Annotated in this window: 11 protein-coding genes; 8 read left to right on the forward strand and 3 right to left on the reverse strand. The window is 62.3% G+C overall.

Annotated features, from left to right (window positions below; all coding sequences use genetic code 11):
• Nucleotides 1–32: 32 nt before the first annotated feature.
• From AAGF34_RS13925 to AAGF34_RS13940, 4 genes are read left to right on the forward strand one after another with little or no spacing between them, the layout of a single operon-like run.
• A complete protein-coding gene (locus tag AAGF34_RS13925; protein ID WP_342616328.1) occupies nucleotides 33–1,010 on the forward strand; it encodes an MDR family oxidoreductase in 978 nt (325 codons plus the stop codon).
• A gap of 59 nt (nucleotides 1,011–1,069) precedes the next feature.
• Complete coding sequence (locus AAGF34_RS13930) at nucleotides 1,070–2,293, forward strand: MFS transporter (RefSeq protein WP_342621093.1); 1,224 nt, start codon at nucleotides 1,070–1,072, stop codon at nucleotides 2,291–2,293.
• Nucleotides 2,294–2,295: 2 nt separating this feature from the next.
• Entirely contained in the window at nucleotides 2,296–3,279 is a 984-nt protein-coding gene (locus AAGF34_RS13935) for an aldo/keto reductase (protein WP_342616329.1), read from the forward strand.
• A gap of 28 nt (nucleotides 3,280–3,307) precedes the next feature.
• The gene (locus AAGF34_RS13940) at nucleotides 3,308–4,222 is read left to right on the forward strand and encodes an NAD(P)-dependent oxidoreductase (protein ID WP_342616330.1); all 915 of its coding nucleotides are present in this window, start codon (nucleotides 3,308–3,310) and stop codon (nucleotides 4,220–4,222) included.
• Here AAGF34_RS13940 and AAGF34_RS13945 read toward each other — a convergent pair.
• Entirely contained in the window at nucleotides 4,217–5,152 is a 936-nt protein-coding gene (locus tag AAGF34_RS13945; RefSeq protein ID WP_342616331.1) for a DMT family transporter, read from the reverse strand. The genes AAGF34_RS13940 and AAGF34_RS13945 overlap by 6 nt on opposite strands.
• 186 nt (nucleotides 5,153–5,338) lie before the next feature.
• Between AAGF34_RS13945 and AAGF34_RS13950 the strand changes: the two genes are divergently transcribed.
• The 4 genes from AAGF34_RS13950 to queC all read left to right on the forward strand — a co-directional run bounded on the left by AAGF34_RS13950 (nucleotide 5,339) and on the right by queC (nucleotide 8,870).
• Nucleotides 5,339–6,856, forward strand: a complete 1,518-nt coding sequence (locus tag AAGF34_RS13950) for an acetyl-CoA hydrolase/transferase family protein (protein ID WP_342616332.1) — start codon at nucleotides 5,339–5,341, stop codon at nucleotides 6,854–6,856.
• A complete protein-coding gene (locus AAGF34_RS13955; protein ID WP_342616333.1) occupies nucleotides 6,846–7,355 on the forward strand; it encodes an anti-sigma factor in 510 nt (169 codons plus the stop codon). The genes AAGF34_RS13950 and AAGF34_RS13955 overlap by 11 nt, the downstream gene beginning before the upstream one ends.
• Nucleotides 7,356–7,561: 206 nt before the next feature.
• Nucleotides 7,562–8,080, forward strand: a complete 519-nt coding sequence (locus AAGF34_RS13960) for a hypothetical protein (RefSeq protein WP_342616334.1) — start codon at nucleotides 7,562–7,564, stop codon at nucleotides 8,078–8,080.
• 43 nt (nucleotides 8,081–8,123) lie between these two features.
• Nucleotides 8,124–8,870 carry a 7-cyano-7-deazaguanine synthase QueC gene (queC, locus tag AAGF34_RS13965; protein ID WP_342616335.1) on the forward strand — a complete coding sequence of 249 codons (747 nt, stop codon included), beginning with the start codon at nucleotides 8,124–8,126 and terminating at the stop codon, nucleotides 8,868–8,870.
• On the opposite strand, the gene AAGF34_RS13970 is transcribed toward queC, so the two are convergent.
• Both AAGF34_RS13970 and AAGF34_RS13975 read right to left on the reverse strand, forming a co-directional pair.
• Nucleotides 8,819–10,642 (reverse strand): ABC transporter ATP-binding protein/permease, encoded by a 1,824-nt coding sequence (locus tag AAGF34_RS13970; protein ID WP_342616336.1) that lies wholly within the window; start codon nucleotides 10,640–10,642, stop codon nucleotides 8,819–8,821. The two genes, queC and AAGF34_RS13970, sit on opposite strands and share 52 nt — an antisense overlap.
• A 71-nt stretch (nucleotides 10,643–10,713) precedes the next feature.
• On the reverse strand, nucleotides 10,714–12,003 hold the full coding sequence (locus tag AAGF34_RS13975; protein WP_342616337.1) for a DUF1501 domain-containing protein: 1,290 nt from the start codon (nucleotides 12,001–12,003) through the stop codon (nucleotides 10,714–10,716).
• Nucleotides 12,004–12,006: the final 3 nt, after the last annotated feature.

Consider the following 12,006-nt stretch of genomic DNA (forward strand, 5'->3'; position numbering starts at 1 on the left):
CTGCAAGGGCGCAGAAAAACAAGGAGATAAGCATGTTCAAAGGAATTCTGGTCACCAAGACCGATGGTGTTTACGGTGCCTCGGTGCAAAGCGTGGATGACGCGGTGCTGGGCGACGGTGATGTGACGGTGGGTGTGGAGTGGTCCACCCTCAACTACAAGGACGGCCTGGCCATCACCGGCAAATCACCGGTGGTGCGCAAGTTCCCGCTGGTGCCGGGCATCGACTTTGCCGGCACCGTGTATTCCAGCCAGAACCCGCGCTGGAAGGTGGGCGACAAAGTAGTCCTCAACGGCTGGGGCGTAGGCGAGTCGTACAGCGGCGGCCTGGCTCAGACTGCGCGTGTCAAAGGGGAGTGGCTGGTGGCATTGCCCGCTGCCTTCACCACACGGCAGGCCATGGCCATCGGTACTGCGGGCTATACCGCCATGCTGTGCGTCATGGCATTGGAAAAACACGGCGTGCGCCCCACCGATGGCGAGGTGCTGGTGACCGGTGCCAGCGGTGGCGTGGGCAGCGTGGCGGTGTCTCTTCTGTCCAAATTGGGCTACACGGTGGTCGCATCGACCGGTCGCTTGGAAGAGGCGCCTTATCTGCAGTCGTTGGGCGCCAGTAGCGTGATCGATCGCAACGAACTCTCCGGCCCGGGCAAACCGCTGGCCAAGGAACGCTGGGCCGCTGTGGTGGACAGTGTGGGTAGCCATACCCTGGCCAATGCCTGCGCTGCGACCCGCTATGGCGGCGCCGTGGCGGCATGCGGTCTGGCGCAGGGCATGGATTTTCCCGCATCGGTGGCGCCGTTCATCCTGCGTGGCATCACGCTCTACGGCATTGACAGCGTCATGGCGCCACTTGCCAAACGCGAAGAGGCTTGGGCACGGCTGGCACGTGATCTGGACGTAGCCAAGCTGGAAGCGCTCACCACCGAGATCAGCCTGGAGCAAGCCATTGGCGTGGCCGCAGAGCTGCTGCAGGGCAAGGTACGCGGCCGGGTCGTGGTGAAGCCATAAGCCAGCCGCAGGGCGAATCAGCCTACGCCTGGCTGCGGCTGCTGGTTTCGCTGACGTTGATGACCATCGGCGGCAGCGGCATGTACGCCATCACCGTGGTGCTGCCACGCATCCAGCAGGAATTTAGCGTGGGGCGCGCGCAAGCTTCGTTTCCATACGCCATGACATTGGTGGGGTTTGGCGTGGGCGGCATTCTCATGGGTCGGCTGGCGGACCGATTTGGCGTGATGGTGCCGGTGTTGCTGGGAGGCGTGGCGCTGGGTTCGGGCTTTCTGGTGGCCGGTTCGGCACACGACCTGTGGCAGTTCAATCTGGCCCAAGGCTTGCTCATTGGCATGCTGGGCAGTTCTGCCACATTTGCGCCGCTGGTAGCCGACACCTCGCAGTGGTTCACACGCAGGCGCGGCATTGCGCTGGCCATCTGCATGAGCGGCAACTATGTGGCCGGTGCTGTCTGGCCTCCGGTGGCGCAGCATCTGGTGGAGCTCTGGGGCTGGCGTTCTGCCTATTCGGCCATCGGATTCTTTTGTCTGGCGAGCATGTTGCCGCTGGCGTTGGTGCTCAAGCGCCGGCCGCCCGTAGTGACACGCGCGCCGCACGCGGGCCATGCTGCAACGGCTGCCAGTGCGGTGCCCGACCGGCCTCTGAACCTGAACGTCAATCTCTTCACGGGGTTGCTGAGCATTGCGGGTCTGTCGTGTTGCGTGGCCATGTCCATGCCGCAGGTCCATATCGTGGCCTATTGCACCGACCTGGGGCTGGGCGCCACGCAGGGCGCGCAGATGCTGTCGCTGATGCTGGGTGCCGGCATTGTGAGCCGGTTGGTGTCGGGCTGGCTGTCGGACCACCTGGGCGGTTTGATCACGCTGTTGATCGGTTCGCTCCTGCAGATGCTGGCCTTGTTGCTGTTCCTGCCCTTCAAGGGTCTCGTGCCGCTGTATGTGATCTCCGGCCTGTTCGGGCTGTTCCAGGGCGGCATCGTGCCATGCTATGCGCTCATCGTTCGCGAATATTGCCAACCCGGCCAGGCTGGCGCACGGGTGGGCACGGTGCTGATGGCCACGCTCTTTGGCATGGCGCTGGGGGGCTGGATGTCGGGTGCCATCTTCGATTGGACCGGCTCCTACCGTGCCGCATTTCTGAATGGCATTGCATTCAACCTGCTCAATGCCGTGGTTGTTGCGTGGTTACTGCGCCGTGCCTGGCTGCTGGCACTATCATCGCCCACCCTTGACGGCACACGACTGGGTGCCATCGCACACCGATTCCAACAGAGAACTTGAATATGCAATACAGACCTCTTGGCCGCACCGGCTGGAACATCTCCACCATCAGCTTTGGCGCCTGGGCCATTGGTGGCACCTGGGGCGACGTGGACGACGCCGAATCCATGGGCGCGCTGCACAAGGCGCTGGACATGGGCGTGAACTTCTTCGACACGGCCGATGTCTATGGCGACGGCCGCAGCGAACGCTTGATTGCCCGCCTGCGCAAGGAGCGCAGCGAGCCTTTCTACGTGGCCACCAAGGCCGGGCGTCGTCTCAACCCGCATGTGGCCGGTGGCTACAACCGTGAGAACCTGCGCGCCTTTGTGGAACGCAGCCTGACCAACCTGAATACCGAGGCACTGGACCTGCTGCAACTGCATTGCCCGCCCACACCGGTGTATTACATGCCCGAGGTGTTTGATGCATTGGACGAAATGCAGCGTGAGGGCAAGCTGCGTCACTATGGCGTGAGCGTGGAGAAGGTGGAAGAGGCTCTCAAGGCCATCGAGTTCCCTGGCGTGCAAAGTGTGCAGATCATCTTCAACATGCTGCGCCAGCGCCCGGCAGACCTGCTCTTCAAGGAGACGCAGCGCAAGGGCGTGGGCATCCTCGCGCGGCTGCCACTGTCCTCGGGACTGCTCAGCGGCAAGATGACGGCGCAGACCACCTTTGCAGCAGACGACCACCGCCTGTTCAACCGCAACGGCGAACAGTTCGACAAGGGTGAGACTTTTTCCGGCCTGGAATACGCCAAGGGCCTGGCTGCCGTCGAAGCCCTGCGTCCGCTGGTGCCCGCGGGCATGAGCATGGCGCAATGGGCCCTACGCTGGATCACCATGCACCCGGCGGTGACCTGTGCCATTCCCGGCGGTAAGCGTGCGGCGCAAGTGGAAGACAACGTTCACGCCGCCGATTTGCCCGCCTTCACCGATGCGCAGATGCAGGCGGTGCAAACGGTATATGAGCAATACGCCAAACCCTGGGTTCACCACGGTTGGTAAACCCTTTGCCACGAAAGCACCACACACCATGACGCAAGAAACTGTCGGCTTCATCGGCCTGGGCCTGATGGGCCATGGCATGGCCAAGAACCTAGTGGACAAGGGCTTTGCGCTGTCCATCTATGCCCGCAAGCCCAGCGAGGCCACGGCAGACTTGCAGCGCCGCGGTGCCGTCCTGCGCGCATCAGCCACGGAGGTCGCGCGCAACGCGTCGGTGGTGTTCCTGTGCGTCACCGGATCCAAGGATGTGGAGGCCATTGTGCGCGGGCCACAAGGGCTCAAGGCCGGGCTGGCACCAGGCAGCGTGGTGGTGGATTGCTCCACGTCGGACCCGGTCTCCACCAATGCCCTGCAGGCGGAGTTGCAGGCGGTAGGCGTGCATCTGGTCGATGCGCCTTTGAGCCGCACACCCAAGGAAGCCTGGGCAGGAACACTGGACACCATGGTCGGTGCGGACCCGGAAGTCTTTGCACGGGTGGAGCCGCTGTTGCAAACCTTTGCCGGGCGCATCGTGCACCTGGGCGGTCCCGGCACCGGCCACCGCATGAAGCTGATCAACAACTTTGTGTCTCTGGGCTACGCCGCGCTGTATGCGGAAGCCCTGACCCTGGCGCAGGCGGTGGGCATCACGCCCGCCATGTTCGACTCGGTCATCCGTGGCGGCCGCATGGACAACCTGTTCTACCAGACCTTCATGGAGTACACGCTGCGCGGCAACAAGGAGGCGCACAAGTTCACACTCACCAATGCCTACAAGGACCTGCGCTACCTGGAGTCCATGGCCGACGATGCCGGTGTGGCCAACAGCATGGGCAACGCAGTCAAGAACGCCTTTGGCCTGGCGGTGCAGATGGGCGGCTCGCAAACCATGGTGCCCATGCTGCCGGAGCTGATCGCCGCCATGAGTGGCGTGGACCTGCAGCCTGACGACGCGGACCTATAGCCGCCGCAACCGTGCCTCGTGCAGCGTCAGCAGACCGCCTGCCGTGCCGCACAGCGCGATCAGCCCGATACCGATGAGCGACATGTGGTCGGGAATGTGGTCGAACATGATCCAGCCGCCCAGCATGGCAAACCCGATCTGCATGTACATATAAGGCATCAGCGTTGCGGCGGGCGAGCGCTCGAAGGCCATGATCATCAGCAGGTGTCCTACCGATCCGGCCACGCCCATCAGAGCCAATCCCAGCCACAGGTGAACGTCACTGAGGGTGGTCCAGGCCCAGTACAGCGGCACGCTGGTTACCAGCAGGCTGACCCAGCTGGTGTAGAACTGGGTGGTGAGGGTTGATTCGGTGCGCGTCAGCTTGCTGGTCAGCAACTGGAACGCCGCGTTGGCAATCACCAGTCCCAGTGGCAGCAACATAGCCCAGCTGTTCCAGCTCACCGCATCGCCACCGGGTCGCACAATGATGGCCGTGCCAATGAAGCCGCCGGTGACCAGGACAACCCGGAAGATGGACACATGCTCGCCCAGCAGGCGCGCTGCCAGCAGGGTCACCAGCAGCGGGGTGGTCATCACGATGGCGGTGAATTCGCCCACTGGCATCACGCGCAGACTGGCAAATGCCAGCAAGGTGACCATGGTTATCAGCAAGCCACGGGCAACCTGCATTCCCAGGTTGTCGGTCCTGAATACAGACATGCCTTTCTTGGGAATCACCAAGGCGGTGGTGAGCAGCGCCTGGAAAAAATTGCGAGCCCAGATGGCCATCAGCAGCGGCACCTCCAGCGTCACCCGCTTGGTGGTGGTGTCCAGCACCGCAAAGCAGGCCACGGCTGCGATCAGCAATCCAATACCGGCAAGGGTCTTGGTGCTGACAGCAGGAGCGCGGGGAAGGCGTGCAGGCATGGCGGAAGGGGACACGGACATGAATTTCCCTGGAAGTGTGACTGAAATACTGCTGGGCGGTGCTTGGGCTGAGCAGCGGTCCCAATCGGTTTGCTCGGTGGAGCTCATTGAACTGTAACCTAGGGCAAACCCTAATATCAACAATCCGGACTGGTAAACTCCCGCAGTCGCGCGCAGCGCAGCCTCCCTTATCAAGCAATCCACGTCATGACCAGTTCCTCCTTTGATCCTTCCATCATCGCGTCCAAAACCATGTCGGCAGAAGCGGCTGCGGAGCTCATTCCTGCTGGTGCGCACGTTGGGATGAGTGGATTTACCGGTGCCGGCTACCCCAAGCTGGTACCGGGCGCGCTGGCAGCGCGCATCAAGAAACTGCACGCAGCCGGTGAAGAATTTCGCATCGGCCTGTGGACCGGCGCCTCCACTGCGTCCGAATTGGACGGCGTGTTGGCCGCGGCAGACGGCATCAGCATGCGCCTGCCCTACCAGTCCGACCCCACCGTGCGCAAGCAGATCAACGCCGGACAAATGCAGTACACCGACATCCATCTCTCGCATGTGGCGCAGCTGGCATGGTTCGGTTTTCTGGGCAAGCTGGATGTGGCGGTGGTCGAAGTTGCCGGTGTGCGCCCGGATGGCAAGCTGATCCCGTCGACTTCCATCGGCAACAACAAGACCTGGCTGCAATTGGCCGACAAGATCATCCTGGAAGTCAACAGCCTGCAGAACCCGGGGCTCGAAGGCATGCACGACATCTACTACGGCACGCGCCTGCCGCCCGAGCGCCAGCCGATTCCGCTGGTGAGCGCTGGTGACCGTATCGGCGCACCGTACCTGGAGTGCGACTGGAGCAAGGTGGTCGCGGTGATCAACACCCACCAGCCGGACCGCAACAGCGCCTTTGCGGCGCCCGATGAAAACTCGCAGCGCATTGCCAACCACATTCTTGACTTCCTGAACAACGAGGTGAAGCAGGGCCGCCTGCCCAAGGAACTGCTGCCGCTGCAATCCGGCGTGGGCAACATTGCCAATGCGGTGCTCTCCGGTTTGAACAAGGGGCCGTTTGAGAACATGACGTCCTATACCGAAGTGCTGCAGGACGGCATGCTGGAAATGCTCAAGTCCGGCAAGCTGTCCATGGCCTCGGCCACTGCGCTGTCGCTCAGCCCCACTGCGCTCAAGGAATTCAATGACAACATCGCCTTCTACCGTGAGCGCATCGTGCTGCGGCCGCAGGAGGTGAGCAACCACCCGGAATTGATACGTCGCCTGGGCGTGATCGCCATGAATGCCATGATCGAGGCAGACATCTACGGCAACGTCAACTCCACCCACATCATGGGCACCAGCGTCATGAACGGCATTGGCGGCTCGGGCGACTTTGCCCGCAATGCCTATCTGTCGTTCTTCATGACGCCTTCCACCGCCAAGGACGGGGCGATTTCCTGTATCGTGCCCATGGTGTCCCATACCGACCATACCGAACATGACGTGGAGATCATCGTGACCGAACAAGGCCTTGCCGACTTGCGCGGCCTGTCCCCCACGCAGCGTGCCCGCCGCGTCATCGAGAAGTGCGCCCATCCGGACTTCAAGCCGGCGCTGCAGGACTACTTTGAACGCTCGCTGGCCAGCAAGGGGGGCAAGCACACCCCCCATCTGCTGACTGAAGCCCTGTCCTGGCACCAACGCTTCGTGGATACCGGGACCATGCATGTCCGCTAATCCGGCACCAACGACACGTGCCGGCGCGTATTGGCGTGCCGGCGCCATTGCCCTGATGCTGCTGCTGGCGGTAGGCATCGCCGCTGGCATCAGCATGTTCGAGCAGTTCGTTGCACAGATTCATGATCTGCAGCAAAAAGTGCAGAAGACGGCGCAGCTTCAGTACGTCGCCGTGCTGCTGGACGACAAGGGCGAGCCAGCCATGCTGGTCACCCAGATGGCTGGTGAGAACGTATTGCAGCTGCAGCGGCTCAACGCTGTGCTGGAAGGGCGTGAAGACAGCATGCAGCTATGGGCCTTGCCCACCAGCGGTACCCCCGCGTCATTGGGCGTGGTGCAAAGCACCATCAAGACCCCTCGTCTGGAAATCGGTGAGCAAGCGCTCACAAATGCGAGCCGCTTGGCTATCAGTGTCGAAAGCCGGGGCGGTGTGCCGCAAAGCCAGGGCCCCAGGCTGCCTTATCTTTTTTCCGGCGCGCTGGTGCGCAAGGCACTGTAAAGCCGCACGCGACACCCGCTCCACCGGGCTTATTTGTCAGCAGGGAAGGGCGTACCGGTAGGGTACGTCCCCCATGTTGCGAACGGTCGTTCTCAAAATATTTTTCAACTTTTTGAAAATAGGCCTAAATTACCCCCTAAATCTGCCGTTATGAAACGTACGTCAACTACCAAAAGTAACCGGAGGGGCCTAGAGCCCGAAACAACGTGTCGCTACCATCCATTGAACGAACCCTCAATCCTCGGCCTTCGGCTGCGGATTCGGTGTTGTCCAGGACCGGTGTCGTCATTCCGGTTCCTCCGGTCAACCCGAGCGTAGAAGCCAGTCCGCCGCTGGAGCCCACACCCAGCGTGGTGAACCATGTGAACCCCGCCTTGCAGGCAGCGGGACCGCAGTTGCAGCCCAACGAAGGGGAGGTCACCTATACCAGCGTGCCCGACCCGGTGAGTCAAAACGGCTCCAAACAAGGCTCTCCACACGACTGGACTATCCATCGTCCAGCCGCCGAGAAGAAGGAAGATCCTCCGCCCAAACCCATTTCGCAAGTGCTCATGGACCATCTCAAGTCCATGTGGAACGCCAGCGCCAGTGCGGTGACCGTGGAGCAGGTGAGCCAGGCCCTGACGCCCAACACGCCGACGACGCCTGCCCAGACGCCAGGCGATTTGGCCAAGCAGGTGCTCACCTACCAGCCCACCAAGATCAAGAAGAACGAGAAGATCTAGGCCTTGCCGGCAGCTCGGTCTGCCGTGGTCTACCATGGCGGCTATGCATACAACAGCCCTTGTACTTTTTTCCGGCGGTCAGGATTCCACCACCTGCCTGGCCCACGCCCTGTCCCGTTATGAACGCGTCGAGACCGTGGCATTTGACTATGGTCAGCGCCACCATGTGGAGCTGGACGCCCGCTTGAACGTGCTGCGCGAGTTGCGTTTGCAGTTCCCGCAGTGGGCCGGCCGGCTGGGCGAAGACCATCTGCTTGATCTGTCGGTACTGGGCAAGGTGAGTGAGACCTCTCTGACGCGCGACATGGCCTTCAAGATGGAGGCCAATGGTTTGCCCAACACCTTTGTGCCTGGGCGCAATCTGCTGTTCTTGACGCTTTCGGCGGCACTGGCTTACCGGCGCGGGTTGCAGGTCATTGTCACCGGCGTTTGTGAGACGGATTACTCCGGCTACCCCGATTGCCGCGATGACACCATGAAAGCCATGCAATTGGCGCTCTCCCTGGGAATGGATCAGCGCTTTTTGATCGAAACCCCTTTGATGTGGATAGACAAGGCCCAGACCTGGGAGCTGGCACGCAGTCTGGGCGAACAGTCGGGCGTGGCGCAGGGTGGTGAGGCGCTGGTGGACCTGATCGTGGAGCACACCCACACCTGCTATCTGGGCGACCGCACGCATCGCCAGGCCTGGGGTTATGGCTGTGGCGAATGCCCGGCCTGCGTGCTGCGCGCCAAGGGCTATGCGGCTTTTTCGGACAGCTTGAACAAGGCCTCGGCACCCTCGGCCTGAGGTTCCAGCGCCCAGTGCCTGTGGTGGAATGCCGCCACGCCCGGCCTGTGGGCGATGGACACCAGGCCGCCATGGCGTGCTGCCACCAAGGCGGTCAGCCGCTGGTACAGCGAGGTTTCTGCCGCCGTGTCCAAGGCGCTGGTGGCCTCATCGGCAAACACCCATTTGGGTTTCTTCAGCAGGACGCGGGCAAAGGCCAGGCGCTGCTGCTCTCCGCCCGAGAGCTTCTGGCTCCAGGCATCGGAACGGTCCAGTTGCGTTGCCAAATGGGGCAGCATGGCGTCCTGCAATGCCTGTTGCAGCGCCGCGTCCGCAAAACTGGCCGCCGCCTGCGGATAGGCCAAGGCGTCGCGCAAGGGGCCGTCGGGGATATACGGTCGCTGGGGCAGGAACATGGTGTCTTCGCTACGCTCCACGCGCCCCGTGGCAAAAGGCCAGATACCCGCCAGTGAGCGAAACAGGGTGGACTTGCCGCTGCCCGAGGGGCCGGTCAGCAGAACCGTGTCACCCGCACCCACCTGCAAAGGGGTGTGGGCCAGCAAAATTGCGCCCGTCGGCAGTGCCACTCCCAGGTCACTGGTGTGTACGGCCACGTCCGAGACCGCCGGTGCTGCCGCGGTGACCGGCATGACCTTATTGAAGGATTCTTCAAAGGTGGTCAGACGATCGGTGGTGGCACGCCACGCGGCCAGCCCGCTGTAGCTGTCCACAAACCAGCTCATGGCGCCCTGTACTTGGCCGAACGCACTGGAAATCTGCATCAGCTCACCCAGCTGGATGGCACCGCTGAAGAAGCGGGGCGCCGCCACCAGGAACGGAAACACCACGGCAGCCTGGCCGAAGAAGCTGGTGAACCAGATCAATCGCTTTTGCGCACGGATCAGGTTGAGGTAGTTGGACAGCACGCGGCCAAAGCGCAATTCCAGTTGCGCATGCTCCACGGTTTCTCCACGGTCCAGTGCGATGGATTCGCTGTATTCACGCACCCGCACCATGCGGTGGCGGAAGTCGGCTTCCACCTGTTGCTGCTGGAAGTTCAATGCAATCTGCGGCCTGCCGATGTAATGCGTGATCACGCTGCCCGCCACGCTGTAGACCACGGCCATCCAGACCATGAAGCCGGGAATCACATATTCGCTGCCCTGGAATTTGAAGGCAAAGCCGCCAGACAGCGTCCACAGAATGCCGACAAAGCTGCCCAGTGTGACCACTGAATTCAATAGGCCCATGGTGAGCGACAGGGTCTGGCCGGTGAACTGGCCTATGTCCTCCTGGATACGCTGGTCCGGGTTGTCGGGATTCTTGGAGGCAACGCCTTCCGCGTTGCCCGCACCGTAGCGCGACAACTCAAAACGGTAGAACGCCTGGTTGCTCAGCCAGCGCTGCAGGTAGTGCGTGGTCATCCAGGCGCGCCAGCGCATGTCCAGCAACTGGGACAGGTAGAACTTGTAGACGGCAATCACGATGAAGGCGAAGGCCAGGTAGGTGAAGCGCCCGAGTTGCTCCCAGAACACTGCTGCGTTCTTGTCCTGCAGCGAGTCATAGAAGAGCTTGTTCCAGTCGTTGAACAGCACGTTCATGTACACCAGGCCCAGATTGAGCGCCACGATGGCGGCCAGCAAACCACGCGCTTTCCACTTCTGGTCCGAAGAAAAGTAGGGCTTGGAGAGCGCCCACACCCGTTGGGCTTGCTGGCGGGTGGCAGCCCATTTGGCGGCCAATGTGTTCGGTTGGGTGGTAGTGAGGTTCTTGTTATCGGTTGAATTGGACATGCCTTGCGTACCTGTGAATGCGTGAACGTGATGGTAGCCGCAGCGCAGCGGCATCGCCGTGCCGGCCGGCCCTAGCCCTGAAGCAGCCTGTCGAGGCTGCTGTCCCAGGAGAATCCGGGAAAGAGCCGGTCCAGCTCTGCATTGCCCAGGCCTTGGGTGCGGCGAAGAATCTGTGCAAAGACGGCCCTGAAATCATGGTGCACCGGCAGGTCCCGACCTTCATGCAGATTGCCCGGCGCAAGACCGGTCCAGTTACCGTGCCAACGCCCGCCTTGCACTTGGTTGCCCATGATCCACAGCGCATTGCCATGGCCGTGGTCGGTACCGCGAGTGCCGTTTTCGGCACTTGTGCGGCCAAATTCACTGCACACCACCACTACGTCGCCGGACTGCGAAAAATCGCGCCGCAGTTGCGTCAGGGTGGCGGCCAGATTGCCCAGGTTGTTGGCCAGCGTCCCGGTAGCGGAGCCCTGGTTGGCATGGGTGTCCCAGCCGCCCGCCGACAGAAAACCCAGCCGCAGACGCCGGTCCTGTCGCATCAGCGTGCCCAGATGCTGGGCATCCAGCAAGAGGCCTTGGGCCGATCCGGCACCGTTGTTGGCGGCCAGCATTTCCTTGCTTGCCATGGCTGGGTCTGCCATGTCGGCGTTCAGTGTCTGCGCTGTCTGCATGCGGCTGTCCGCGCCGGCGCGAAAGGCCTGGGACAGTCTGTCCTGCCCTGCGTAGAGTTGCATCACGGCATCGCGTGTGCGGCTGTCGCCCAGCGCACCCTGGCGCGTAGCCGCCTGACCGCGCGGAACCAGTTGCACCGGCGCGCCGCCCGAGAGGATTTGTGGATTGGCTTCTCCCACACCCAATGCGATGGCGTGTGCTTTTCCATCCGCTGCAGGGGCGTTGGTACGCAGGGAGGCCAAGGTGTTCATCCAGCCGTTGGCAGCACCGCCATGACCGGGCAAGCCGGTTTCCCAGTGGTGTTGGGCATCGAAGTGGGAACGTGTGGGATCGGGTGAGCCGGCGGCGGGTATCACGCCTAGCACGCCTTGCTGCCAAAGTGGCATCAAGGGCGCAAGTGCGGGATGCAGCCCAAAGGTGCTGTCCAGCCGGATCGCGGCTAGCCCGTTGCCGTCGGGTGCGGCAATGGCTATCGAAGGCCGCAGCGCGTAGTAGTTGCTGTCGCCATGCGGTACCAATGCGGAGAGACCGTCATAGGCACCGCGCAGGAACACCACGACAAGCCGCCCACTGGCATCTGCCGCACTGTTCTGCGCCCAGCATGCTGGGGCGGCCCAGGCACTGCCGGCTGCAGCCAGCGTAGCCAGGAAATTTCTGCGCGGTAGCGCGTATGTATCGATGGGAGACATGGC

This window comes from Rhodoferax sp. GW822-FHT02A01, assembly GCF_038784515.1.
Lineage (GTDB): Bacteria > Pseudomonadota > Gammaproteobacteria > Burkholderiales > Burkholderiaceae_C > Allorhodoferax.